General features: G+C 68.6%; 20 protein-coding genes. 3 read left to right on the forward strand and 17 right to left on the reverse strand.

What is annotated here, in order from left to right:
• Positions 1–21: 21 nt before the first annotated feature.
• The 4 genes from ACWF7A_RS41635 to ACWF7A_RS41650 are packed head-to-tail and all read right to left on the reverse strand — an operon-like array spanning position 22 to position 4,554.
• Positions 22–1,983 (reverse strand): TIGR03960 family B12-binding radical SAM protein, encoded by a 1,962-nt coding sequence (locus tag ACWF7A_RS41635; RefSeq protein WP_452255976.1) that lies wholly within the window; start codon positions 1,981–1,983, stop codon positions 22–24.
• Positions 1,984–2,027: 44 nt separating this feature from the next.
• Entirely contained in the window at positions 2,028–2,870 is an 843-nt protein-coding gene (locus ACWF7A_RS41640) for an ABC transporter permease (RefSeq protein ID WP_452255977.1), read from the reverse strand.
• Positions 2,867–3,640, reverse strand: a complete 774-nt coding sequence (locus tag ACWF7A_RS41645; RefSeq protein ID WP_452255978.1) for an ABC transporter permease — start codon at positions 3,638–3,640, stop codon at positions 2,867–2,869. Before ACWF7A_RS41645 ends, ACWF7A_RS41640 begins: the two co-directional genes overlap by 4 nt.
• Positions 3,640–4,554 carry an ABC transporter ATP-binding protein gene (locus tag ACWF7A_RS41650; RefSeq protein ID WP_452255979.1) on the reverse strand — a complete coding sequence of 305 codons (915 nt, stop codon included), beginning with the start codon at positions 4,552–4,554 and terminating at the stop codon, positions 3,640–3,642. The genes ACWF7A_RS41645 and ACWF7A_RS41650 overlap by 1 nt, the downstream gene beginning before the upstream one ends.
• Positions 4,555–4,610: 56 nt before the next feature.
• On the opposite strand from ACWF7A_RS41650, the gene ACWF7A_RS41655 reads away from it, so the two are divergent.
• Positions 4,611–5,192, forward strand: a complete 582-nt coding sequence (locus tag ACWF7A_RS41655; protein WP_452255980.1) for an N-acetyltransferase family protein — start codon at positions 4,611–4,613, stop codon at positions 5,190–5,192.
• Between the two features lie 7 nt (positions 5,193–5,199).
• The gene (locus ACWF7A_RS41660) at positions 5,200–6,132 is read left to right on the forward strand and encodes an HNH endonuclease (protein ID WP_452255981.1); all 933 of its coding nucleotides are present in this window, start codon (positions 5,200–5,202) and stop codon (positions 6,130–6,132) included.
• Between the two features lie 52 nt (positions 6,133–6,184).
• On the opposite strand, the gene ndk is transcribed toward ACWF7A_RS41660, so the two are convergent.
• The gene (gene ndk, locus ACWF7A_RS41665; protein ID WP_191305657.1) at positions 6,185–6,595 is read right to left on the reverse strand and encodes a nucleoside-diphosphate kinase; all 411 of its coding nucleotides are present in this window, start codon (positions 6,593–6,595) and stop codon (positions 6,185–6,187) included.
• A gap of 76 nt (positions 6,596–6,671) precedes the next feature.
• Here ndk and ACWF7A_RS41670 point away from each other — a divergent pair, with 76 nt between their 5' ends.
• Complete coding sequence (locus ACWF7A_RS41670; protein ID WP_452255982.1) at positions 6,672–7,289, forward strand: hypothetical protein; 618 nt, start codon at positions 6,672–6,674, stop codon at positions 7,287–7,289.
• On the opposite strand, the gene ACWF7A_RS41675 is transcribed toward ACWF7A_RS41670, so the two are convergent.
• The 12 genes from ACWF7A_RS41675 to ACWF7A_RS41730 form a co-directional block, all read right to left on the reverse strand.
• A complete protein-coding gene (locus tag ACWF7A_RS41675) occupies positions 7,286–8,728 on the reverse strand; it encodes a DHA2 family efflux MFS transporter permease subunit (RefSeq protein WP_452255983.1) in 1,443 nt (480 codons plus the stop codon). The genes ACWF7A_RS41670 and ACWF7A_RS41675 overlap by 4 nt on opposite strands.
• Before the next feature lie 40 nt (positions 8,729–8,768).
• On the reverse strand, positions 8,769–9,221 hold the full coding sequence (locus tag ACWF7A_RS41680; RefSeq protein ID WP_452255984.1) for a MarR family winged helix-turn-helix transcriptional regulator: 453 nt from the start codon (positions 9,219–9,221) through the stop codon (positions 8,769–8,771).
• A gap of 80 nt (positions 9,222–9,301) precedes the next feature.
• Complete coding sequence (gene pulA, locus ACWF7A_RS41685) at positions 9,302–14,701, reverse strand: pullulanase-type alpha-1,6-glucosidase (protein ID WP_452255985.1); 5,400 nt, start codon at positions 14,699–14,701, stop codon at positions 9,302–9,304.
• A gap of 94 nt (positions 14,702–14,795) precedes the next feature.
• The gene (locus ACWF7A_RS41690) at positions 14,796–16,043 is read right to left on the reverse strand and encodes a hypothetical protein (RefSeq protein ID WP_452255986.1); all 1,248 of its coding nucleotides are present in this window, start codon (positions 16,041–16,043) and stop codon (positions 14,796–14,798) included.
• Positions 16,044–16,064: 21 nt separating this feature from the next.
• Entirely contained in the window at positions 16,065–17,573 is a 1,509-nt protein-coding gene (locus tag ACWF7A_RS41695; RefSeq protein WP_452255987.1) for an alkaline phosphatase D family protein, read from the reverse strand.
• Between the two features lie 67 nt (positions 17,574–17,640).
• Positions 17,641–18,339: an ESX secretion-associated protein EspG gene (locus ACWF7A_RS41700; protein WP_452255988.1), complete on the reverse strand. Its 699-nt coding sequence runs from the start codon at positions 18,337–18,339 to the stop codon at positions 17,641–17,643.
• Position 18,340: 1 nt separating this feature from the next.
• The gene (locus tag ACWF7A_RS41705; protein WP_452255989.1) at positions 18,341–19,639 is read right to left on the reverse strand and encodes a PPE domain-containing protein; all 1,299 of its coding nucleotides are present in this window, start codon (positions 19,637–19,639) and stop codon (positions 18,341–18,343) included.
• On the reverse strand, positions 19,636–20,241 hold the full coding sequence (locus ACWF7A_RS41710; RefSeq protein ID WP_452255990.1) for a DUF3558 domain-containing protein: 606 nt from the start codon (positions 20,239–20,241) through the stop codon (positions 19,636–19,638). The genes ACWF7A_RS41705 and ACWF7A_RS41710 overlap by 4 nt, the downstream gene beginning before the upstream one ends.
• A 13-nt stretch (positions 20,242–20,254) precedes the next feature.
• Positions 20,255–20,551: a PE domain-containing protein gene (locus ACWF7A_RS41715; protein WP_452255991.1), complete on the reverse strand. Its 297-nt coding sequence runs from the start codon at positions 20,549–20,551 to the stop codon at positions 20,255–20,257.
• 121 nt (positions 20,552–20,672) lie between these two features.
• The gene (locus ACWF7A_RS41720; protein WP_452255992.1) at positions 20,673–21,065 is read right to left on the reverse strand and encodes a DUF4233 domain-containing protein; all 393 of its coding nucleotides are present in this window, start codon (positions 21,063–21,065) and stop codon (positions 20,673–20,675) included.
• Positions 21,062–22,399, reverse strand: a complete 1,338-nt coding sequence (folC, locus tag ACWF7A_RS41725) for a bifunctional tetrahydrofolate synthase/dihydrofolate synthase (RefSeq protein ID WP_452255993.1) — start codon at positions 22,397–22,399, stop codon at positions 21,062–21,064. Before folC ends, ACWF7A_RS41720 begins: the two co-directional genes overlap by 4 nt.
• A 5-nt stretch (positions 22,400–22,404) precedes the next feature.
• The gene (locus ACWF7A_RS41730) at positions 22,405–25,032 is read right to left on the reverse strand and encodes a valine--tRNA ligase (protein WP_452255994.1); all 2,628 of its coding nucleotides are present in this window, start codon (positions 25,030–25,032) and stop codon (positions 22,405–22,407) included.
• Positions 25,033–25,035 lie beyond the last annotated feature (3 nt).

The following is a 25,035-nucleotide window of genomic DNA, read 5'->3' on the forward strand; positions in this document are numbered from 1 at the left end:
GCCCCTCTTCGCTGTGGACGGCTACGGCGTGAGAGCGGGGTTCTTCACGGGCGAGCCGACGCCGACCGGGGAGATCGGCAGCAGCTTGCGGCCCGTCGGCCCGACCTCGATGTCGGTGCCCATCGCGGGGCACACACCGCAGTCGAAGCACGGGGTCCAGCGGCAGTCGTCCTGCTCGCGCTCGTCGAGCGCGTCCTGCCAGTCGGCCCAGAGCCATTCCTTGTCGAGGCCCGAGTCGAGGTGGTCCCAGGGCAGGACCTCCAGCTCCTCGCGCTCGCGCATGGTGAACCAGGCGAGGTCGACGCCGAACGGCTCCAGCTGTTCCGCCGCCTTCGCGGTCCAGCGGTCGTAGGAGAAGTGCTCGCTCCAGCCGTCGAACCGGCCACCGTCGCGCCACACGGCCTCGATGACCTTGCCGATGCGGCGGTCACCCCGGCTGAGCAGGCCTTCGATGAGGCTCGGCTTGCCGTCGTGGTAGCGCATGCCGATGTTGCGGCCGAGGCTGCGGTCGGCGTTGACGGCCTCGCGGAGCTTGCGCAGCCGGTCGTCGACCGTGTCCGGGTCGCACTGCGGGGCCCACTGGAACGGCGTGTGCGGCTTGGGCACGAACCCGCCGATCGAGATGGTGCAGCGGACGTCGTTGCGGCCGCTCGCCTGCCGGCCCGCGCGGATGACGTTCTTCGCCATCTCCGCGATCTGCAGGACGTCCTCGTCCTCCTCGGTCGGGAGGCCGCACATGAAGTAGAGCTTCACCTGCCGCCAGCCGTTGGAGAACGCGGCCGACACCGTCCTGATGAGGTCCTCTTCGGACACCATCTTGTTGATGACGCGGCGCATCCGCTCGCTGCCGCCCTCGGGCGCGAAGGTGAGACCCGAGCGCCTTCCGTTGCGGGACAGCTCGTTCGCGAGGTCGATGTTGAACGCGTCGACCCGCGTGCTCGGCAGGCTCAGGCCCGTGTTGGTGCCCTCGTAACGGTCCGCGAGGCCCTTGGTGATCTCGGCGATCTCGCTGTGGTCCGCGCTGGACAGGGACAGCAGGCCGACCTCTTCGAAGCCGGTCGCCTCCAGTCCCTTCTGGACCATGGCGCCGATGCCCTCGATGGACCGCTCGCGCACCGGGCGGGTGATCATGCCCGCCTGGCAGAAGCGGCAACCGCGCGTGCAGCCGCGGAAGATCTCGACGCTCATCCGCTCGTGGACGCTCTCGGCGAGCGGCACCAGCGGCTGCTTCGGGTACGGCCACGCGTCGAGGTCCATCGTCGTCCGCTTGAAGACGCGGTACGGGACCCGGTCGCGGTTCGGCACGACGCGCTGGATGCGCCCGTCCGGCAGGTACTCCACGTCGTAGAAGCGCGGGATGTACACGCCGCCGGTCTCGGCGAGCCTCGTGAGCACCTCGTCGCGGCCACCGGGGCAGCCCTCGGCCTTCCAGGTCTTCACGATCTCGGTGATCTCGAGGACGGCCTCCTCACCGTCGCCGAGCACCGCCGCGTCCACGAAGTCCGCGATGGGCTCCGGGTTGAACGCCGCGTGCCCGCCGGCGACCACGATGGGGTCGTCCTCGGTGCGGTCGGCCGCGTGCAGCGGGATGCCGGCGAGGTCCAGGGCCGTCAGCATGTTCGTGTAGCCCAGCTCCGTCGCGAAGCTGATGCCCATCAGGTCGAACGCCTTGACCGGCCGGTGCCCGTCGACCGTGAACTGCGGGACGTCGTGCTCGCGCATTAACGCCTCGAGGTCCGGCCACACCGCGTAGGTGCGCTCGGCCAGCACGTCCGGCAGCTCGTTGAGGATCTCGTAAAGGATCATGACGCCCTGGTTGGGCAGGCCGACCTCGTACGCGTCGGGGTACATCAAAGCCCAGCGCACGGACGCCGCGTCCCAGTCCTTGACGGTCGCGTTGAGCTCCCCGCCGACGTACTGCACCGGCTTGGAGATCCGCGGCAGCAGAGGCTCCAACCTGGGGAAAACAGACTCAGCACTCACACGACCAGAGTAACGGCCCCCACAGGCGGGGGCCGAATCGCGCCTCAGTCCAGCAACAACTTGCCCAATCGCCGCGCCGCGACCACCGTTCCGAAGGCCGCGAGCACCGCGAAATACGCGACGTGGCCGAGCATGCCCCAGCCGACGACGCCCAGCGTGAGACCGCGCATCAGCTCGATGGCGTGGTAGAGCGGCGTCCACGTCACCACGGCCTGCAGCCAGCCCGGGTAGACCGACAGCGGGTAGAACGTCGTCGAGAACAGGAACAGCGGCAGCACCGCGAGCTGCACCAGGTCGAAGTCCTGCCACGACCTCATGAACGTCGTCGCCGCCATGCCCACCGCTGCGAACGCGAACGCCACCAGCAGCGCGGCCGGCAGCGCGAGCAACGCCCACGGCGAGAAGATGAGCCCCATCCCGAGCATCACGCCGAGGAACCCGGCCGAGTACAGCCCGCCACGCAGCAGCGCCCACGAGATCTCGCCGATCGCGATGTCCATCGGCCCCATCGGCGTCGTGAGCATCGCGTCGTAGAGCTTCGCGTACTTGAACTTGAAGAACACGTTGAACGTCGCGTCGTACACGGCCCCGTTCATCGCGCTCGCGGCCAGCAGCGCGGGCGCCACGAACGCCGCGTACGAGATCGGCCGCCCGTCCGGCCCGGCCACCGCCGTCACCATCTGCCCGAACCCGAGGCCGAGCGACCACAGGAAGAGCATCGGCTCGAAAGCACCGCCGACCAGCACGAACCACGCCCGCCGGTTCACCACCGCGGACCGTTCGACGAGCATGCTCGCCCGCCTGCCGTAGAGCCCCGGCGGAATCACCCGCCACAGCAGCCCGACGCTCGCGGGCCTGGCCTTCTCTCGTTCCAGGGTCTGCGTCATACGGCCAGCCTCCGGTGGAAGAACTTCACGCCGAGCGCGACGCCGATGACGACCAACGCGCCGAGGTACCCGACGTGGCCCAACGCCGGTAAGAGGTCCAACGTGCCGAACGTCGCGCCTCGCGCGAGCTCGATGCCGTGCCACGCGGGCGTGAGCCACACCAGCGGCAACAACCAGTCGGGCAGCTGGCTGACCGGGAAGAACGCGCCGGTGAACAACGTCATCGGCATCAGCACGAACCGGAAGATGTTGTTGAACGCGTCCGGCTTGTCCAACGTCGCGCTGTAGGCCACCAACGGCGCGCTGAACGCGAGCCCCGCCAGCGTCGCGACGGGAATGGCCAGCAGAATCCCGGGCCCGGCCGCAGCCCCCAACGCCGCCGCGACCCCCACGAACACCACAGACCGCAGCAGCAACTGCGAACCGATCCACATCGTCTGCGAGTACAGGACCTGTGCCGGCGTGATCGGCGTGGCCACCATCGCGATGAACGACTTCTGCCACATGAACTGCGACATGACGGGGAACGTCGACTCGAACGTGGCCCCCTGCACCGCCGTGACCACGACCAGCGCCGGCGCGAGGTACTGCAGGTACGGCACGCCGCCGATCAACGCCGTCGACTGCACCTGCGACCCGAACCCCAGCCCGAGCGCCAGCAGGAACAACACCGGCGTGAGGAAGCTCGACACCGCCGTGGCGCGCCAGTTGCGCCGGTACCACGTCCAGGTCTTCTCGAACCCGAACCAGCTCGCCCGCAACGTCTCCATCAGTCCACCAACGTCCGGCCGGTGAGCCTCAGGAACACGTCCTCCAGCGAACTGCGCCGCACCAGGCTCTGCACGGGCTGCACCCCGTGCTCGTGGACTCTCTGGAGCGCCGCCTCCCCGTCCTTCGTGTAGAGCAACAGCCGGTCCGGCAACACCTCGACCCGCTCGGCGAAGCGCTCCAGGTCGGGCTTCTCAGCCCCGGGCTGGAACCGCAGTTCCAACACCTCCCGGGTCGAGTACCGGTTGATCAGCTCACTGGGCGACCCCTCGGCCGCGATCCGCCCACCGTCCATCACGACGAGCCGGTCGCACAGCTGCTCGGCCTCGTCCATGTAGTGCGTGGTGATGATGAGCGTGACGCCGTCCTGCTTCAGCCGGAACAGCCTGTCCCACAACAGATGCCGAGCCTGCGGGTCCAACCCGGTCGTCGGTTCGTCGAGCAGCAGCAGCTCAGGGTCGTTCACCAACGACCGAGCGATCGTCAGCCGCCGCTTCATCCCGCCGCTGAGCGGCTCGACCTCCTGGTCCGCCCGATCCGAGAGCTGCGCGAACGCGAGCAGCTCCTCGGCCTTCTCCCGGCACTTCTGCCGGGACATCCCGAAGTACCGCCCGTAGATCTGCAGGTTCTGCCGAACCGTCAACTCGGTGTCGAGATTGTCCAACTGGGGCACCACCCCGAGCCGAGCCCGGATCTTGGGTCCCTCGGTACCGGGATCCATCCCGAGGACCTTCAGCTCCCCACCGGTCCGCCCGGACACGCACGAGATCATCCGCATGGTCGACGACTTCCCGGCCCCGTTGGGCCCGAGGAACCCGAACGCCTCCCCCCGCCGCACCTCGACGTCGATGCCGCGAACGGCCTCGAACGACCCGAAGTGCTTGGTCAGAGCCTTGGCTTCAACAAGGTTGTCCACAAGACCCGACGTTAACGAACAGGTCCGACAATTCTCGACGCAATTACGATCGCCCCATGCCCGAACTCCGCTGGCCCTCGGAAGCCGACGGCACCCTCCGCGCCGAGATCCACGAGGTGGTGCACGACGTGGTGGCGGCAGGCGGCGCGGTCGGCTACCACGAGCCCCCGACCTACGACCGCATCTCGACCTGGCTGGACACGGTCCTGAAACAGGTCCGGGACGGCGACGCGGCCTTCTGCACAGCAGTGGTGGACGGCGTGGTGCGCGCGGTGGGCCTGTGGAGGCGCGGCTCGACCGCCGTGTTCCAACATCGGGCAGAGGTCCAGCAGATCATGGCCCACCCGTCGGCACGCGGCCTGGGACTGGGCAAGCGGGTGATGGAGGGCCTGATCTCCAACGCCACCGATCAGGGCATCGAGATCCTCATGCTCGGAGTGCGCGGCAACAACCACGGCGCCATCGAGCTGTACGAGCACCTGGGTTTCCGGGAGTGCGGCCGGATGCCGAACGCGATCGCCGTGGGAACCGAGCGGTGGGACGACGTGTGGATGTACCTGCCGCTGGGTTATCCGGAGGGGACGACACTGAACGGGGCGGCAGCCGGGGGCCTGGGCAGCAGCCCGCGTCGCGGTTAGATGAGGCATGCGAGCATGGGCACTGTTGTCATTCGGTGATGAGCGGGACTTCCAGGGCAACGACGGATATGCCGACGTTCCGGATGCTTTCTACGTCTACGACTCAACCGTGCACAACAGCGCAACAGTGCATTCAGGCGACCTCGTCGTTGTCCGAGACAAGAGGGTTGCGCTTGGCGCCGCTACGATCGAGAAGATCGACGTGGCGCCGGGTCTGACCAAGCAGCGGAACACGTGTCCGGTGTGCGGCTTCACGAATTTCAAGCGGCGCAAGGTGAAGACCCCGCCATTTCTCTGCTTGCGCGATGCGTGCCGCACAACCTTCCACGAACCTGTTCCGGTGGACATCGACATCACGCGGTACACGGCCCGCTACGAGCGGACGTGGCGGGCGCTCGATGGCGCGATCACCGTCGAAAAACTGCGTACAGCTGCGTTGAACAACTCCAAGCAGGAATCCATCAGCCCACTGGACGTGAGCACACTCGAGGTGATGCTCGCGCGAATGCTCGTGAACATCCCCAAGCCCGCCACGACCACCCCGCCGCCCCCGATCACCGGTGGCCACCGCCGGGCGCTGGTGAAGGTGCGCAACGGACAGGCCGCCTACCGCGAACAGCTGCTCCAGAAGTACGGCCTGGTGTGCGCCGTCACCGGGCCTTGCCCAGCAGAAGCGCTGGAAGCCGCACACTTGTTGGCGTTCTCCACGCACGGTCGCCACGACGTGGACGAAGGCCTGCTCCTGCGTTCAGACATCCACAAGCTCTTCGACCGTGGCCTCGTGGCAGTGCATCCGACTTCGTTGCAGGTGTACGTGTCTTCCACCATCCGCGACTACCCGGCCTACTCAGGCCTGCACGGCAGCCGTCTCGTGGTGTCGCCGCCCAAGCGCACGGCACTGCGACAACACTTCCGCGAGGCTCACTCGGCCTCACTGTGACGAATGGCCCCGGCGGCACGCCGAGGCCATTCGTCGTCGCACTGGAGGACCCTCAGAGGTTGGGGAACCAGATCTTGATCTCACGCTCGGCCGACTCGGCCGAGTCCGACCCGTGCACCAGGTTGTACTGGACCTCGGTGCCGAAGTCCCCGCGAATGGTGCCGGGGGTGGCCTTCTCGACGGGGTCGGTCCCGCCGGCGAGCTGACGGAACGCCGGCACCGCGCGAACACCCTCGACGACGAGGGCGACCAGCGGCCCACCGGTGATGAAGTCGACCAGGTCGCCGTAGAACGACTTGCCGTCGTGCTCCGCGTAGTGCTGCTCGGCGGTGGCACGGTCTGCGGTGCGCAGCTCGAGAGCGGCGAGCTTGAGGCCCTTGCGCTCGATGCGGGCGATCACCTCGCCAACGAGACCACGGGCAACGCCATCGGGCTTAACGAGAACCAGGGTGCGCTCGGACACGACGGAGAACTCCTCAAAACAAGTACGGGATGTGCACGACAGGGTAGCGAACGCCACACCTGCGATAGTGCGCAGCGTGAGTGCAAAGCACACGGGGTCCGCGGTGACCGGCGCGGCCGTACTGTTCGTCCTCCTCCGGCTCCTCGCGGTCTCCCACTACGACTGGCACACCGCCTTCGCCCTGCTCCACACGCTGGAACTGGACGACGCCCCCGGCTTGTTCCTCGGCACGTTCATGGCCGACGACCGCATCAGCACGGTGCTGCTGATGATCGTCACCCCGGCGACGTTCTTCTACTACCTCCGCACCCGGAAGGACCCGGAGCGTCCACACACGACAGCGCTCCTCGCCCTGATCGTGCTGATCGCTCTGATGGTCTCCCACACCCTCACCTACCACCGCTGGTGGCTGGCGCTGGGCGCGGTGGCGATCGGCGCGGCCATGGTGCTGGCGATCCGCAACGCCCGCTGGGTCCTCAAGTGGTTCGCCTGGATCCTCGCGGGCTCCGCGCTGGCGGTGGCGGCGGTCGTCAGCACCCCGTGGGTCCCGAAGGAACGCATCAACGACGCCCAGGAGGTCTACGTCTTCGAGACCAGCCCGGGCTTCCTGAAAGTCCTCGACGCGAAGGACCGCGAGTTCAAGATCCTGCGCACCGAGGACGTCTGGAAGCGAGAAGAGCTAGCCGACCACTAGTGCACCAGCACGGGCTGCTCGGAGCGGTCGACGGCGACCTGTCGCAGCACGAACACCGCCAGCCCCAGGGCCACCGCCACCAGCACGGCCGAGATCCAGAACGCCAGGTGGAACCCGGACGTCAGCGCCTCCAGCCGCCCGACCCCGGAGGCGAGCAACGACGACGTGTAACTCGTGGAGGTGGTGGCCAGCACGGCCAACCCCAACGCGCCACCCACCTGCGCGGTCGTGTTCACGAGGCCGGACGCCAGCCCTGCCTCGTCGTGCGAGGCACCGGACATCGCCAACGTCATCAAGGCCGGGAACGACAACCCGAGCCCGACGCCCAGTGGAGCCACCGCGGGCAGGATGTGGGCCACGTAGGACCCGTCCACCGGCACCTGCGTGAACACCACCATGCCGACGAGCATGAACAGCAACCCGACGATCAGCATGTTGCGCTCACCGAACCGGGCGTTCAGCCGAGCCGACAGCGACACCGAGAACACCGCGATGGCACCGGCGACGGGCATGAAGGCCAGCCCGATCTGCAGCGGTGTGTACTGCAGCACGAGCTGCATGTACAAGGTGCCGAGGAAGAACAGCCCGAACATGCCGGCGACCATGGAGATCTGCACCAGGTTCGCGCCGGTCACGTTGCGAGACCTGAACACCCTCAACGGCAGCAACGGCTTCGCGGCAGTCCTCTGCCGCACAACGAACCCCACCAACAACGCCACCGCCACGGCGCCAAGCCCGAGCGTGTGCGCAGAGCCGAACCCGTAGTGCTCGGCCTTGACGATCGTGTAGACGCCGAGCATCACCGCGGCCACGATCAGCAGCGCCCCCAGGACATCCGCGCCCTCACGCAACCCGAGGCCGACGGAGTCGGGCACGAGACGCACGGCGGCAATGGCGGCCACGATGCCGATCGGGATGTTCACGAAGAAGATCCAGTGCCACGACATGCCGTCGGTCAGCACGCCGCCGAGCAGCAGACCCAAGGACGCGCCGGCAGCAGCGACGAAGCTGAAGATGCCGATGGCGCGCCTCTGTTCGTCCTTCTCGGGGAACATGGTCACGACCATGCCGAGCGTCACGGACGTGGCCAGCGCACCGCCCGCGCCCTGCACGAAACGCGACACGATCAGCATCTCGGCGCTCATCGACAGCCCGCACAGCAGCGAGGCGACGGTGAAGACGCCGAGGCCGATCAGGAACACCTTCTTGTGCCCGATCAGGTCGCCGAGACGGCCCGCGAGCAGGAGCAGACCGCCGTAGGCGATCAGGTACGCGTTCACGACCCAGGCGAGCCCCGCCTGGCCGAACTCGAGGTCTTCCGCGATCGCGGGCAGCGCGACGTTCACGATCGTCTGGTCCAGCACGATCATCAACATCCCTGCGCACAGCACGATCAGCGCCAGCCAGCGCGCGTCGGTCTTCGATCCCCCTGAAGTCATAAGAGGAACCGTAACAGATAGTTTTGTACGGGACTATCTTCTACCCAACCGCATGACGCAGAGCACGTTTTCGCGGCGGCCTCTCACACGCGGGAGGAGCGCTCAAACGGCCTTCCACCAGGCGCGTCAGGCCGTTGACCATGCCTTCGCGCTCGGCGTCGGGCAACGAGCCCAGCACGCTGCCGACGACGTCGGAGTACACGTCGTCCGCCTTGGCCACGATCGCGCGGCCGGCCTCGGTCACCACCACGACGCGGGCGCGGCGGTCCGTCGGCGACGGCTTGCGCTCGGCGTACCCGGCGGACTCGAGGGCGTCCATCGTCACGACCATGGTCGTCTTGTCGATGCTGATCCGGTCCGCGATCTCGGTCTGCGTGAGCTCCGCGTCCAGCGCGCTCGACAACACGCAGCGGGCCCGCGGAGTCAGTCCGATCTCCGCGAGCCTCGCCGTCAGCTCTGTCTCGAGCGCGTGCCCCGTCCGATGCAGCAGCATCATCAGGTCAGTACACCCCGTCGTGCCCATGGACCCAACGGTAGCAAACTATTCTCGAACAAAACTATTTCTCAGCGGGACTATCGCTCCAGCACCACGACCGACCGCGCGGCTCCCGCCTTCTTCTCCCTGGTCAGCGGCTTCCAGTCGCCGGCGGGCAGCGTGACGGCCTGGTCCGTCGGGTACGGGTTGATCACCACGACCAGCCCGCGACGTGCCGGATCGACGTCCAGACCGACCGTGTCGTCGACGTGCATGACGATCAGGCCGGACTGCGCTGCCGGGAACGAGACCTTCTGCTGCACCAGCTCGGCGGACCCCAGCGAGAACAGGGGCGACGACTGGCGAATCCGCAGCAGCTCCAGCGTCGCGTCCAGTGAGGCCTTCATGTCGGACGACGAAGGCTTCGCCAGACCCAGCAACGGCTTCGCGTACGGCCACTTCGCCTCGTTGTCGGCCTTCGGCGGCAGCCCGCGGCCGAAACCGTTGTCGCGCAACGACGGGTCGTAGGCGTTGAACCAGTCGCCCGAGTCGTAGCTGTTGCGGTCCAACGACTTCGAGCGCAGGAACTCGGTGCCCGCGTGCACGAACGGCCGCCCCTGCCCGAGCAACGCCGGTGCCAGCGAGACCGTCTGCATCTTCACGCGGTCGGCCATCGAGGTCTCCGGCTTCAGCTTGTACATCAACGCGTCGAACAACGCCTCGTTGTCGTGCGCGTCGACGTACGTGATGGCCTCCAACGGCTGCCCGGTGTACCCGGCGGGAGAACCGTTGTACTGAACGTCCCGACCGGAGACCACGGGTCCTGCCGTCGACTGGAACCGGTACGAGGCCATGTTGCCCGCCATGCCCAGCTTCACCAGGTCGCTGTAGTTCTCCAGCCGCTGAGCCACGTTCCCGTTGGCGGGCGACGAGTTCACGTCCCCGGCCAGCCCGGAACCGAGCCCCTGCACGCGCGGGTCGTCGTCGAACGGACCGCCACCGCGCACCGCGTCCCGGAGCCGGTCGCTGAACGTGCCGACGCCCGTCCCGGCCATGTTGGCCTGGGTGGCCTGCTCGAACCGGGCGTTGCCGGCGACCTCGCCGAAGTCCCAGCCCTCGCCGTAGACGCCGATCCTGCGCCCGTCCACGCCGTCACGTTCCACGGTCAGCGCGTCCAGGGCGGCCCGCACCGCGAGGATGTTCGCCTTCGGGTGGTGGCCCATCAGGTCGAACCGGAACCCGTCGACCTTGTAGTTGCGCGCCCAGCGCACCACCGAGTCCACGACGAGCTTGCCCATCATGGCGTTCTCGGTCGCGGTGTTCGCGCAGCACGTCGAGTTCGCGACCGAGCCGTCGAGGTTCAGCCGCTGGTAGTAGCCGGGCACGACCTTGTCCAGCACGGACGTCGCCGCGTCGCCGAACGCCGCCGTGTGGTTGTAGACCACGTCCACGACCACGCGGTTGCCGTTGTCGTGCAACGACTTCACCATCTCGCGGTACTGCTTCGAGCGAGCTGCGCCGTTCTGCGCGTCCGCCGTGGCGTACGAGCCCTCGGGCACGTCGTAGTGGAACGGGTCGTAACCCCAGTTGAAGCCGTCACGCCCGGCCACCGCGCCGACGCAGGCCTGCTGCTGGTCGGAGTCCGCGGGCAACGCCTTCAGATCACACGCGGGCGTGGCCTGCTCGGAACGCTTCTCGGGGATGGTCGCGATGTCGAACGTCGGCAGCAGGTGCACGGTGTCCATGCCCGCCGCGGCCAGCGTCTTCAGGTGCTTCATGCCCGTCGAGTCGCGGTGCGTGAACGCCTTGTACGTACCGCGATCCGCCTCCGGGACGGACTGGTCGTTGATCGAGAAGTCCCGCACGTGCAGCTCGGTGATCGCGCCGCCCATGCCCTTCGCGACGTCCCGGGACCACCCGGCGGGCATCGTCCGGCCGTCCTTCAGGTCAGCGAACTGCGAGTGCGTCGAGTTCACCGACAGAGCCACGGAGTACGGGTCGGTGACCACGACCGTGCGCTGCCAGTTGGTGACCTCGAACTGGTAGTACTTGTTCTTCCAGTCACCCGTGCCGGTCCACGACCCCGAAGCGTCGTCGCGCTTGAGCTGCACGACCTTCCGCGGCTCACCCGAAGGCTGGTCGAACAGGCGCAGCTTGACGTTGGACGCCGTCGGCGCCCACAGCCTGACCGACGCGCGGTCGTGGTCGAACGTCGGCCCGAACGTCAGTTTCGTCGCGGCAGCGGCATAACGGTCGTCGAGAACGCCCGCGATCTGCACGCTCGTGCGGTGCCGGATCGCTCCGCCCGCGTCGACGTGCACGGCGGAGAGCTTGTCCCGCAACGCCTCGTCCACGAACCCGCGCACGGCGAACACCGGCTTGCCGCGCAGGTGCGGGAACTGGGCCGGCACCTCCTCGGTCGTGGGCGACAGGCGCAGGACCTTCGAGCCGTACTCGAGCCGGTAACCGTCGGACTGCACCGACGGGACGTCCCAGACGACCTTGTCCTTCGAGATCCAGATCGCCTTGGCCTTGGTCAGGTCGTCATCGGCGGCCGGGCCGGCGTTGGGCGGAAGCAGGTAGGTCTCGTTCCCTTGCAGCTGCCACACCTCGTTGCCCTTCTGTCCCAGGTCGAGGAACTGGTCGGGGCCGGGGTCCTTGGTGTCGCCGCGGTGGACGATGTAGCTCAGACCCGCCGCGCCGGCCGCCAAAGGCACCGACCAGTAGACGCCGAACTGGTCGCGCCCGTCCGGCACCCGCGACTGGTTCCAGCCCGGTGACGGCTCCGCGGAGCCCGTCCAGTGGTACATCGTCCAGTCGGTGTAGTCGCCGTCCGGGCGGTTGTAGTGGATCACCGCCCGGTTCTCGGCGGCGGCGAGCGACGCGTGCACCTTGCCACCGGCGACCCACGCGTGGCCGCTGGTGAACTTGCCGGAAGCCTCCACGGTCGTGCCCCGCACGACGGAGAAGTCGGTGGTGGGCGGGAGCTCCGCGATGCCGTTCGTGAACGGCACGTCCCCACGTCCGGACACGCGCACCACCGCACCGGTGGCGTCACCGACGTAGTGCACGACCGCCTTGCCCGTGGCCGCCTGCTCGGACGGGTGCACGGCCGGATCACCCTGCTTCAGCCACACCTCGGGCGTCACGCTCGGGTCCACGAACCGGTCGACGGACGTGTCCTTCTCGTCACCCTTGTGCGCGATGAGCCCGACAGACTTCGCACCCGGCTTCAGCTTCACCCACGCGAAGCGCCCGTAGGCGTCCTCTCCCGCGAACGGCAGAGGAGTGCTCCACTCGGTCGGCGTCTCGACGTCGCCCCAGACGTGCAGGCCCCAGCCGTCGTAGTTGTCGCGCGCGTAGTGCACGACCAGCCAGTCCGGGTTCTTCGTGCCGGGGTCCGGCAGCGGCGGCGCGGCCACGAGCGACACGAACGCGCCGTCCGCGCCGATCTCGCCCGACTTCGCGACGACGCGCAGTTCGACGCGCTTGCCGACGGCCGCGCCCGGAAGCGCGGAGAGGTCGGCGAACACGCGGTACGGGGCGGCGTCGTCGGTGCCGAGCACGGTCCAGTCGCGGGTGCCCTCGACGCGGGCGGCGAACGTCGCGGCCGCGTTGGGCGCGCTGATGCCGTCCGCACGCAGTTCGACGCGCTCGTCCAGCACGGTCCCGGCGGCCGGGGCGACCAGCACGGGTGCCGGCTTCGACTTCACGACGTCGCCGGTCCCCTTGAGCACCAACGCCGACAGCGCGGGCACGGTCACCGTGACGCGGCCGTTCTGCACGACGGCGTTCTCGAACCCCGCGGAGGACACCGGCACGGTCACGGTCGCGGGCGAGGTGCCGGCGTTCGCGACGACGAGGTGCTCGCGGCCGAGGATGCGGCTGAACGCGAACACGTCGCCGTCGGCGTACCGGAGCACCTGGTTGCCGTCACGCCACACCGGGTCCTTGTCGACCTGCGCCGCCAGGGCCTTGAGCTGCTGGTACAGCGGGTGGGAGGTGTTGAAGTTGTCGACGGCGCCCGTGCGGTCGGAGCCGATCAGCTTCTCCGCCACGTACTCGGGCGTCTTGGAGGCGAACATGTCCTGACGTGCGAGCTTGTCGCCGCCCGTGCCCGCGAAGCCCTGCTCGTCGCCGTAGTAGACGACCGGGTTGCCGCGCCACAGGTACATGAGCTGGTTGCCGAGCTTGAGGCGTTCCAGCAGTTCGGCGTCGGTGATGCCCGGACGGTCGTTGCGGATCATCCACGCGATGCGGCCCATGTCGTGGTTGCCGAGGAACGTGGGCAGCGACGAGGCGTTGGAGTCGGCGTCGGTGTAGCGGTCGTCGTCGAGCAGGACCTCGCCCAGACGCTGGGAACCCTTGCCGGACAGGAAGTTCAGCGCGCTGCTCTGGAACGGGAAGTCCAGCGTGGCCTGCATGCGGCCGTCGGTCGTGTACTTCGAGGTGTTCTCGGGCGAGGAGTCGAAGACCTCGCCGAACACGAAGAAGTCCTTCTTGCCCTTGCGGTTCGCGTACTGCTTCACGTGCGGCGCGAGGGCCTGCCAGAACTCCAGGTTGACGTGCTTGACGGTGTCGACGCGGTAGCCGTCGATGTCGAGCGTGTCGATCCAGCTGGTGAAGATGTCCTTCATGCCGTTGACCACGCGCGGGTGTTCGGTCATGAGGTCGTCGAGGCCGGAGAAGTCGCCCTGCTCGCTCGACTCGCCGGAGAACGTCGAGTCGCCGCGGTTGTGGTAGAGCGTGGAGTCGTTGAGCCACAACGGGTACTTCGTCGGGCCGTCCTTCACCGGCGTGTACGGGAAGGACTTCTGCGCGTCGAGCTTCGGGAAGTCCTTGCGACCCGCGTAGTCCGCGATGTCGAACGGCTTGCCGCTCGCGTCGAGGTACGGCTGGGCGCCGGTCGAGACGTACTGGGTCTTGTTCTCGGCGTACTTGATCACGTCGGCGGTGTGGTTCGCGACGATGTCGAAGAAGACCTTGATGCCACGCCGGTGCGCGTCGCGGATCAGGTCGCGCATCTCCTGCGTGGTGCCGAAGTGCGGGTCGAGCTTGGTGAAGTCGAGCGTCCAGTAGCCGTGGTAGCCCGCGCTGTCGCCCTGCACCCAGCGGTTGAGGAACATCGGCGTCATCCAGATCGCCGTGATGCCCATGCCGTCGAGGTAGTCGAGCTTGCGGTGCAGGCCCTTGAGGTCACCGCCGTGGTAGAAGCCCTTGTCGGCGGGGTCGAAGCCGTGCTCGGCGGCCTTCGAGCGCCCCCGGTCGTTGCCCGGGTCTCCGTTCGCGAACCGGTCGGGCATCACGAAGTAGAAGCGCTCGCCTCGCAGGTCATCGCGTTTGGGCGGCAACGCGAGTCTCGCGTCCCCGTCGCGCACACCGGGCGCTATGTCCACCACCTCCCCCACGGCCAGGCGTTGCGGTGGTGCGGCAACGGCCTGAACGGGTGTCAGGGGGAGCAAAACCAGTGCAGCGAGCGCGGCGACGACCCGACGCATCGCGACCTCCTTGTCGCAAACTCTTGCAGGGTTGCTGCACGAAACCACGACAAACAGCGGGAAACAATACGTCGGGTACTGCAAATGTTTGCGATCAGCCCGCCGGACGCCGGTAGGTGATCGCCATCTTCAGCGGATGCGAGCGCCACTCGTTGACCGCCAGACCGGCGATCACGCCGATGCCCTCGACGGACTCGGGCGTGGCCGGGGCGCTGCGGCTCGGCGCGCCCGCCAGCGGTCCCTCGGACGGCGGTGGCGAGAACTGGGCGATGGCCATCTGCCGGCCCTCGTGCTGCTGCACGGCCAGGAGGATGTGCGGATCGGCCTGCTCGTCCTGGTTCTCGATCGGCTCCAGGGACAGGAACTCACCGCGTTCCGCCGCCGCGCCCGCCATCCGGCCTGCCCACTTGAAGGCGTCCATGACGTCGTCGTCGGACAGCGACGCGTCGGCCTCGGGCAGCGAGACCTGCTGCAGGCGCGTGTTGTGCGCGGTCATCTGGCCGTTGGTGGTGAAGCGGTCGGGGATCATCGCCTCGCCGGTCTCGACGTCGATGAGGAGCATGTCGCGGAACCTCGTCTCGGCGAGCGGCGAACGCCCCATGAGACCGAGGCCGAGCATCTCCTTGAGCTTCGGGTCGCTCGTGCGCCAGTACGTGGTCTGCTCGCCGATCTGCAGACCGACGAAGTCCCTGACCGGCAGGCTAGGCAGCGCGGTGACGAGGGTCTGACCGGGCTCGACCGGTGCTGGTGGCGGCGTCTGGCCCCGGAACGGCGGCAGCGAGGCGAACCCGGGATCCACCCGTGCCGTGCGGACCACGTGGTGCGCCCACGCCCGCACGCGGGACAACGGGTGGTCGGGGAACCTCGCGTCGTGACGGGGATCGTCGCCCGCGTGGAACGGCAGCACGCCCTCCAGCTCGGGCGCGTACGGGTGCTGCTTGGCCCAGTTCTGGAACCCGATCTCAGCCGCGAGGATGGCCTCCCGCGTGCCCGTCATGCCGCGTTCCACCGCACCGAGCTGCAGCACGGCGCTGCAGTTCTCCTTCGGGATGGTGAAGGACGCGACGAACATCTGCCCGTGCGGCTGGTTCGGCAGCGGCATCTTGACGATCCGCAGCAGCGTCGGCGCCCCTCCGAGCTGGACGACGTGGGCCTCGATCAGGCAGCCGGTCTCGCCGTGGACCAGGGCGAGGTCGTGCCGGAGCCTCGGCAGGTCGTCCAGCCCGGCCGGTAGGTCCGGGACCAGGCCGTAGTAGGCCAGTTCGGCCTGGTCACCGCTGGGGTGCTGCCAGGTGTTCTGGTCGAGCTGACGGAAGCCGGAGGTGTCGAACGAGATGGGCACCCACCGACACTACGTCTCGCGTCAGGAAGCCCTGAGCGTTTTGGACCACAGCGAGGCGCCTGTCGCGTCGCGCAGCCACACCGTGAGCTCGTGCTGCGACGCCCTGACCTCGCCGAAGTGCTGGAACCCGTCCAGCGGCGTGGTGTTGGCGGCGGGCGGGGCGTGCACGAACACGGCCTGCGGGCCGAACGTCGGGTCGAGCGTGTTGGGACCGAACGCGCCGGCGTGCAGCGGGCCGGACACGAACTCCCAGAACGGGTCGAAGTCGCCGGCGGCCGCGCGGTCGGGCGAGTAGTGGTGCGCGGCGGTGTAGTGGACGTCCGCGGTGAGCCACACGGTGTTGCGGACGCGACGGCGCTTGAGCTCCCTGAGCACCCACGCGATCTCGTGCTCACGGCCGTTGGGAGCGCCCGGCAGGCCGTTCGCGACGCCCTCGACGTCGGCACCGTCCGGGACGGTCAGGCCGATCGGCAGGTCCGCCGCGATGATCTTCCACGTGGCGGTGCTGCGGTTGAGGCCGTCGACGAGCCACTTCGCCTGCCGGGCACCGAGGATGACGCCCGGCTTGTCCTTGGGCGAGGTGTTGCGGTCCTTGTAGGTGCGCATGTCGAGCACGAAGATCTCGACGTTGCGGCCGTAGGAGAACTTCCGGTAGACGCGACCGTCGACCGCGCGCTTCTGGTCGATCGGCATCCACTCGTGGAACGCCTGGAAAGCCCGCTGCGCCAACACGTCCACGCGCTTCTCGGTGTAGAGCGGGCTGTCGAGGATCTCGCCCGGGTACCAGTTGTTCGTGACCTCGTGGTCGTCCCACTGGGCGAAGACCGGCACCTGGGACGCGAAGCGCTTCACGTTGTCGTCGAGGAAGTTGTAGGCGAACTGGCCGCGGTACTCGTCGAGCGTCTCGGCCACCTTGGACTTCTCCGGCGTGACGACGTTGCGCCAGATCCGGCCGTCCGGGAGCGTCACGCTCGCCTGCATCGGGCCGTCGGAGTAGACGCTGTCACCGCTGTGGACGAAGAAGTCCGGCCTGCGGTCGGCCATGGCCTTGAAGATCGGCATGCCGCCGATGTCCGGGTTGATGCCCCAGCCCTGGCCCGCGACGTCACCGGACCACACGAACCGCACGTCCTCGCGGCCGAGCGGGGCCGTGGTGAAGCTGCCCGTGACGGGTTCGCTGCGGGTGCGGCCGTGCAGGTCCTCGGCCGTGACGCGGTAGTACGCGGGACGGCCGGGCAGCAGGCTCGACACCCTGACCTGCCCGGTGCCGCCGGTCTCCGGGGTGAGCAGCGGACCGCGGACGCGGTGGGAGAAGCGGAACTTCGGGTCGTTGGACACCTCGACGAGCATCCGCGAGGGACGGTCGGCGCGCGTCCACACGATGCCGCCGTCCCACGTGACGTCACCGGACTGCACGCCGTGGGTGAGGATCGGCCGGTCGGTCTTCGCGAGGCTGACGCCACTCGGCACGAACGCGGCGGCCGTGCCGAGTGCGCCTGCCTTGAACAACGTACGACGGTCGAAGGTCATGCGCGGGTTTCTAGTCGCCGCTTCTGACCACCGGCCGAACCCGAGGTGAACTTCAGCGGCGGCGGCCCTACTCCAGGCGCTTGAGCCAGTCCGTGATGATCTGGCGCGACGCGGGCGTGGCGTGCACCCACGTCTGCTGGTTCTCGTCGGTGTACTTGACCACGAGCCAGCGGCCGTCCTCGAAGTCGATCGTGGTGAGGAACGTCTTGGCGCGCTGCCGGGCATCACCCTCGCGCTTCGCCGCGTACAGCTTCGCCGTGCCGTTGCGGGGCTGGGCGAGCAGCTGGCGCAACGAGATCGACGGCGACGCCTTGCCCGGCTGGTGCACGTTGATCTCGGTCGCGCGCACGTTGATCGACGCGCCGCGGCCCGCCGGCACGTCCGGCAGCTGCATCGCGAGGACCTCCGGCGCGTTCTCCGGCCGGATCGGGTGCAGCTGCACGAACCCGTTGTCGTGCAACGCGAGCACGCCGTGCCGCGCGTTCGCCGCCACGACGACGGGCCTGGTCTCCTGCGGCGTGACCGCGATCCAGGCCGAGTAGTCGTGCTCGGCCTTGGCGATCAGGTGCAGCGTCCCCCGGACGTCCGGGTGGTCGAGCCCGACCCGGCGCAGCTCACCGATGACGTCGCGCTCGATGAGCACGCGTTCGTCCTCGGTCTGACCGGGCGACTCGACGGAGAGCGCGGGGTGGTACTCCCCCAGCCCCTCCTGCTTCCACAGCACGTCGAAGGCGAGGTCGGACAGTTGGATGGACGACCGCAGCACGTCACCCCCCGATCGTCGGCGGAGCGACCATCGGCATGTCGCCGATGATCTCGTTCGTGTTCTCCTCGGTGATGAGGTAGTCGGCGGACCTGTGTTCCAGGTCGTCCTCGCCCTGGCCCTTCTGCCCGTGGCCGCCCATCCCGCCCATGCCTGTCGCACCGGCTCTTCCGGCCGCGCCCGCCGCACCACCACGCGCACCGGCCGCGGTCTCGCCCATGCCGCCGAACACCCCGGCCTTGCCGCCGGGTTGCTGGGCCGAGGTACCGGCCGCGCCGGCGGTCGCGCTGCCACCGAGGCCGCCGGTGCCGAACTTGCCGGCGCCGCCCGCACCGCCACCGCCGCCGCCGAACTTGCCCGCGCCACCGGGACCGCCGCCACCAGGGCCGCCGACGCCACCGCGACCGTTGGGGCCGCTGGGGGCGTTGGGGCCGCCGGTGGTCGGGCGGAGCGGCACGCCGACGGGCGGGAGGCCTGTGTTGTTCGGCCTGTCGATGACGCTGCCGACCGGGGGCTTGGTGGTGACGGTGTCGGGCTTGCCGGTGGTGCTCGTGGTCGTGGTGTCCGTGGTGCCGGCCCAGCTCGTGGTGGTCTGGTCGCCGTTCGTGGTCGGTGCGGTCCAGCCGGTGCCGGTCGTGCTCGGCGGCGTGCTGGTCGAGGAGGTGCTGGAGGTGCTCGACGAACGCGTGGTCGTGGTGTTGTTGGACGTCTTGTCCTCGCCGTTGTCGCCGCCGGTGTCGGCGATCTCCACCATGAGCGTGTCGGTCAGGACGCCGGGGAACTCCTTGGGCAACTCACCGCGGTTGGTGTTGCTGGCGCTCTGGAACTCCTTGTAGACACCCCGGTTGTGGGCTTCCTCGGCGTTGTAGCTGTTGACCTTGTCCTCCGTGTCGGTGTCCCACGGAGTCGCGTCGTCCCACAGGTTCGTGTCCGGCTTGGACGCCGGCATGTTCTTCAGCTGACCTTTGTTGAGGGTGAACTGGTGGATCTGGTTGGAGATCGAGCGGTCGGCCTGCTTCAGCGCGTCCTGCATCTGGATCATGGCCTGGTTGATCGGGTTGGCGGCGGCCTGGGCCGCGTCCGCGCTCGCCCCGCTCCACGCCTCGCCGAGCGTCTCGCCGACCCGCTTGAGACGGGCCTCGATGCCGGCGTAGCTGGTCTCCAGCCGGGTGGCGGCGGCTGCGGCGTTCGTGGCCGATCCGGTGCCGGGCCCGCTGGTCATCTGGGAGTAGATCTCCGCTCCGGAGAAACCCTCGGCGCGGGAGGTGTCCTCGGTGAAGCAGCTGGGCGCGGGCTGTGTCATTTCGCACCTGCCTTCAGCGTGGTGATGGCGAGGTTCGCGAACTCGGTGATGGCCGCGCACGGGTCGGCGAACCTGGGACTGCCCTGCGTGGCCTGGATGGTGAAGGTGACGGCCTTCTCCTCGGACACCGCGACCAGCAACGCGCAGTCGCCGTTCTTGCGGGTGTCCGCGACGAGGGTGAGATAGGTGGGGTATCCCTGGATCGCCGGCTGCGACTCGAAAGTCTCGAAAGCCGTGTCCTTCGTCTGGAGGACCGTGCCGAGGTTCGTGCCGTCCGGGAGAATTCCCAGCCCGGGGGACATCTTCGCCGGCGTGCTCGCACCAAGCCACACGCACGCCGCTCCCGGAGCGGCGGTGTTCACCCTGCCGGTGACTCCCGCCAGCCCGAACGCCTGCACCTGAGCAGCGGTGACCGTGCTGCACGGGTCAGCTTCGAAGGCCTTGACGTCGAGCGGGTTCTCGACCTCGGGCGCTGCACCGCCGGTGCCCGTGCTCGTGGGCTCGGAGGCGGTCGTCGGCGTGCCGGCGGTACCACCGCTGCCACCACACCCGGCCAGCAGGGCGAGAGCGGCGACGCCGACGGCGATGCTTCGGATGCGCAACAGCTCTGTCCTTCTACTGGAGGTTGTCCTCGTTGCCCTGCTCAGTCTGCTCGTACTGCCGCAGCGTGGCGTTCAGGTTGTCGATCCGGGTGGTCAACGCCGCCTGCAACTGCGTGTTGGAGCGCTGGTGGGCCGTGCCCGTCGCCCGCGCCCAGTTCGCGTAGACCTGGCTCGGCATGTCCTTGCCCGCACCTTGGACCATGGTCATGATGTGGCCGGCCTGGTGGTACATGACCAGCTCGTCGCGGATCGACTCGTACTCCTTGATGGCGGCACGAAGCGTCTCCAGATCGACCTTGGTCCCGCTCATCCCCAGTGCCCTTCCCGCGGAAACGTGCGCGAAGGAGCATAGCGCCAGGTCGCGGGACCCGTCCCGCTTCCAAGCACGATCGGGTGAACCCCGACAAGGCGACCGTTGTCGCCGGACCACGTCAGGACTGCGGCTGCTGCTGGGCCGGGAGACGGCCCTCGGCCATGCGCTTGAGCAGGTCCTTGCGCAGCCACAGCAGGTACGCCCAGACGAGTCCGAAGATCACGCCGATCACACCCATCGCGGGCAGCAGCAGCCAGCTGGCGATCAGCAGCACGTGCAGCCCGACGACGGCACCGATCGCCCACGGCTTGCGGACGAAGGCGCACATCGCGATGAACACCGCGATGAAGCCGAACGCGACCCAGCCCACCAGGGACGTGACGCCGCCGTGCAGCTTCGCGATCACCGGCAGGGCCAGGGCGACGACGATGACCTCAAGGATCAGCGTTCCGGCCATGATGCCCCGGAACGCCTTCATCGGGTCCTTCTTCAGAGGGGCCGGGGTGGTCATGCCGGCTCCTTTCCGAACAGCGCGCGGGCCTCGCCCGCGGTGACGACGGAACCGGTGACGATGATGCCGCCACCGGACTGCTCGTCCTCGGTGAGGTGGATGGCCTCCTCGATGGCGTCCACGAGACGGGGACGCACCTCGAAGCGGTCCTCGCCGAAGATCGGGACGGCCAGCCCGGCCAGGACGTCCGGGTCCATGGCGCGCGGGGAGGAGTTGGTGGTGATCACCAGTTCCTGCACCACCGGCTCCAGCGCGGCCAGGATGCCCTCGGCGTCCTTGTCTGCCATCACGGACACGACCGCGACCAGCTTGCGGAAGCCGAACTCCGACTCCAGCGCCTTGGCGAGAGCGGCGGCGCCGTGCGGGTTGTGCGCCGCGTCGACGAACACGTTCGGCGCCGAGCGGACGCGTTCGAGACGGCCCGGCGTGACGACCGACGCGAAGCCCTCGCGGATGACGTCGATGTTGATCTGACGGTCGGGGCCCGCGCCGAAGAACGCCTCGACGGCGGCGAGCGCCAGCGCGGCGTTCGCCGCCTGGTGTTCTCCGTGCAGCGGCAGGAAGATGTCCTCGTAGACGCCGCTGAGGCCCTGCAACGTGATCAGCTGGCCGCCGACCGCGACGGCGCGGGAGACGACGCCGAACTCGCTGCCGAAGCGCGCGACGGTGGCGTCGACGTCGGCCACGCGCGTCAGCAGCACCTTCATGACCTCGGGCGTCTGCTCGCCGATGATCGCGACCGAGCCCGGCTTGATGATGCCGGACTTCTCGACCGCGATGTCCTCGGGACGGTTGCCCAGGTACTCGGTGTGGTCGACGCCGATCGGGGTCAGCACGGCGATGCGGGTGTCCACGATGGACGTCGCGTCCCACGTGCCGCCCATGCCGACCTCGACCACGGCGACGTCCGCCGGCGCTTCGGCGAACGCCGCGTAGGCCATGCCGGTGAGCACCTCGAACTTGCTCATCCGGATCTCGGACTGCGAGTCGACCATCGCGACGTACGGCTCGATGTCGCGGTAGACCTCGACGTAGCGCTCGGGCGAGATCGGCATGTTGTCGAGGCTGATCCGCTCGGTCGCGAGCTGCAGGTGCGGGCTCGTGAACCGGCCGGTGCGCAGGCCGATGCGCGTGAAGAGCGCATCGACCATCCGCGACGTCGACGTCTTGCCGTTCGTGCCCGTCAACTGGACGACGGGGTACGAGTTCTGGGGGTCACCCAGGACGTGCGCGAGCGCCTTGATCCGGTCCAGCGACGGCTCGAGCTTGGTCTCGGGCCAGCGCTGGTTCAGCTCGTTCTCGACGTCGAGGAACTCGTCGAGGTTCGTTTCCACGGTGCTTACGCCTCCGGCAGCGCGGCCAGGCGCTCGTTGATGCGGGCGATCTCGGACTCGGCGGTGGCCTTGCGCTCCTCGATCTTGGCCTTGACGTCGGCGGGCGCCTTGGCGAGGAACGCCTCGTTGCCCAGCTTCTTCGTCGTGCCCTCGAGCTCCTTCTGCGCGACGGCCAGGTCCTTCGCGAGGCGCTTGCGCTCGGCCACGACGTCGATCGTGCCGGACAGGTCCAGCTCGACCTTCACCGCGCCCTTGGGCAGACCGACCTCGAGCGTCGCGGAGACGGTGAACTCCTCGCCCGGCTCGGTCAGCCGCGTCATCGCGCGGACCGACGGGACCTGGTCGAGCAGACCGACGCAGCACGCGCCGCGGACCTTGCCCGCGACCTTCTGGCCGGGCTTCAGGCCCTGCTCGGACCGGAACCGGCGGATCTCGGTCGCGAGCTTCTTCAGGCCCTCGACCTCGGCCTTGGCGTCGAGGTCGCGCTCGGCACCGGACGCCTTCGGCCAGTCGGCGACGACGAGCGACTCGCCGCCGGTCAGCGACGTCCACAGCGTCTCGGTGATGAACGGGATCGACGGGTGCAGCAGGCGCAGCAGCGTGTCGAGGACGTGGCCCAGGACGGACTGCGTGGCCTCGGCGCGGCCGTCCGCGATCTGGACCTTCGCGATCTCCAGGTACCAGTCGCAGAACTCGTCCCACGTGAAGCTGTACAGCGCCTCGCAGGCACGGGAGAACTGGAACGCCTCGAAGTTCGCGTCCACAGTGGACACCAGCGCGTCGAGCTCGTCGAGGATCCAGCGGTCGGCCGCCGTCAGCTCGTCCCTGGCGGGCAGCGGACGCTCGACCGTCGCGCCGTTGGCGAGCGCGAACCTCGTGGCGTTCCACAGCTTCGTGGTGAAGTTGCGGGAACCCGCGGCCCACTCCTCGGCGACGGCCATGTCCGAACCGGGGTTCGTGCCGCGCAGCAACGTGAACCGGGTGGCGTCCGCGCCGTAGCGGTCCATCCAGTCGAGCGGGTCGATGCCGTTGCCCTTGGACTTCGACATCTTCTTGCCGTACTGGTCGCGGATCAGGCCGTGCAGGAAGACGTGGTCGAACGGCTGGACCTCGTCCATCGCGTACAGGCCGAACATCATCATCCGGACGACCCAGAAGAACAGGATGTCGTAGCCGGTCGAGAGGACCGACGTCGGATAGAACTTCTTCAGGTCCTCGGTGGAGTCAGGCCAGCCCAGCGTCGAGAACGGCCACAGGCCCGACGAGAACCACGTGTCGAGGACGTCCTCGTCCTGACGCCAGCCCTCACCGGTCGGGACCTCGTCGTCAGGTCCGACGCAGACGACCTCGCCGTTCGGGCCGTAGAAGACCGGGATCCGGTGGCCCCACCACAGCTGGCGCGAGATGCACCAGTCGTGCAGGTTGTCGGTCCAGTCGAAGTACCGCTTGTTCAGCTCGGCCGGGTGGATCTTGGTGCGGCCGTCGCGGACGGCGGCGGACGCGGCCGCGGCGATGGTCTCGACCTTCACCCACCACTGCAGCGACAGGCGCGGCTCGACGACGGTGTTGCACCGCGAGCAGTGCCCGACGGAGTGGACGTACGGCCGCTTCTCCGCGACGATCCGGCCCTCCGCGCGCAACGCGGCGACGATCGCCGGACGCGCCTCGAACCGGTCCATGCCCTCGAACGGGCCGTGCGCGGTGATGATCGCGCGGCCGTCCAGGACCGTGAGGTTCGGCAGGCCGTGGCGCTGGCCGATCTCGAAGTCGTTCGGGTCGTGGGCGGGCGTGACCTTGACGGCGCCGGTGCCGAACTTCGGGTCGACGTGCGCGTCGGCGACGATCGGGATGCGACGGCCCGTCAGCGGGAGCTCGACCTCGGTGCCGATGAGGTGCTGGTAGCGCTCGTCGTCCGGGTGGACGGCGACCGCGGTGTCACCCAGCATCGTCTCGGCGCGCGTGGTCGCGACGACGATCGACGCGTCCCCGTCGCCGTAGCGGATCGAGACGAGCTCGCCCTCGTCCTCGCTGTGGTCGACCTCGATGTCGGACAGCGCGGTCTGGCAGCGCGGGCACCAGTTGATGATCCGCTCGGCCTGGTAGATGAGGCCGTCGTCGTACATCTTCTTGAAGATCGTCTGGACGGCGCGCGACAGCCCCTCGTCCATGGTGAAGCGCTCGCGCGACCAGTCGATGCCGTCGCCGAGCCGCTTCATCTGGTCGAGGATCTTGCCGCCGTACTCCTCTTTCCACTCCCAGACGCGCTCGATGAACTTCTCGCGCCCGAGGTCCTGCCGCGACACGCCCTGCTTCGCGAGGTCGCGCTCGACGGCGTTCTGCGTCGCGATGCCGGCGTGGTCCATGCCCGGCAGCCACAGGACCTCGTAGCCCTGCATGCGGCGGCGCCTCGACAGGGCGTCCATCACGCTGTGGTTCATGGCGTGGCCCATGTGCAGCGACCCGGTGACGTTCGGCGGGGGCAGCACGATGGTGAACGGCGGCTTGTCGCTCTTGACGTCCGCCTCGAAGTAACGCCGGTCGACCCACCGCTGGTACAGCTCCGCCTCTACCTCCGCCGGAGTCCACGCGGCGGGGAGGTCGGGACGCTGGGTTGCGGTGTCGAGTTCAGTCACAGC

This window comes from Lentzea sp. NPDC055074 (assembly GCF_053608005.1).

Excerpts from the sequence above, each read along its gene's own strand:
- ACWF7A_RS41720 (WP_452255992.1), bottom strand. The coding sequence starts at position 21,065 with ATGACCACCCCGGCCCCTCTGAAGAAGGACCCGATGAAGGCGTTCCGG.
- ACWF7A_RS41695 (WP_452255987.1), bottom strand. The coding sequence starts at position 17,573 with ATGACCTTCGACCGTCGTACGTTGTTCAAGGCAGGCGCACTCGGCACG.
- ACWF7A_RS41715 (WP_452255991.1), bottom strand. The coding sequence starts at position 20,551 with ATGAGCGGGACCAAGGTCGATCTGGAGACGCTTCGTGCCGCCATCAAG.
- ACWF7A_RS41660 (WP_452255981.1), top strand. The coding sequence starts at position 5,200 with ATGCGAGCATGGGCACTGTTGTCATTCGGTGATGAGCGGGACTTCCAG.
- pulA (WP_452255985.1), bottom strand. The coding sequence starts at position 14,701 with ATGCGTCGGGTCGTCGCCGCGCTCGCTGCACTGGTTTTGCTCCCCCTG.
- ACWF7A_RS41675 (WP_452255983.1), bottom strand. The coding sequence starts at position 8,728 with ATGACTTCAGGGGGATCGAAGACCGACGCGCGCTGGCTGGCGCTGATC.
- ACWF7A_RS41680 (WP_452255984.1), bottom strand. The coding sequence starts at position 9,221 with ATGCTGCTGCATCGGACGGGGCACGCGCTCGAGACAGAGCTGACGGCG.
- ACWF7A_RS41640 (WP_452255977.1), bottom strand. The coding sequence starts at position 2,870 with ATGACGCAGACCCTGGAACGAGAGAAGGCCAGGCCCGCGAGCGTCGGG.
- ACWF7A_RS41645 (WP_452255978.1), bottom strand. The coding sequence starts at position 3,640 with ATGGAGACGTTGCGGGCGAGCTGGTTCGGGTTCGAGAAGACCTGGACG.
- ACWF7A_RS41655 (WP_452255980.1), top strand. The coding sequence starts at position 4,611 with ATGCCCGAACTCCGCTGGCCCTCGGAAGCCGACGGCACCCTCCGCGCC.
- ACWF7A_RS41705 (WP_452255989.1), bottom strand. The coding sequence starts at position 19,639 with ATGACACAGCCCGCGCCCAGCTGCTTCACCGAGGACACCTCCCGCGCC.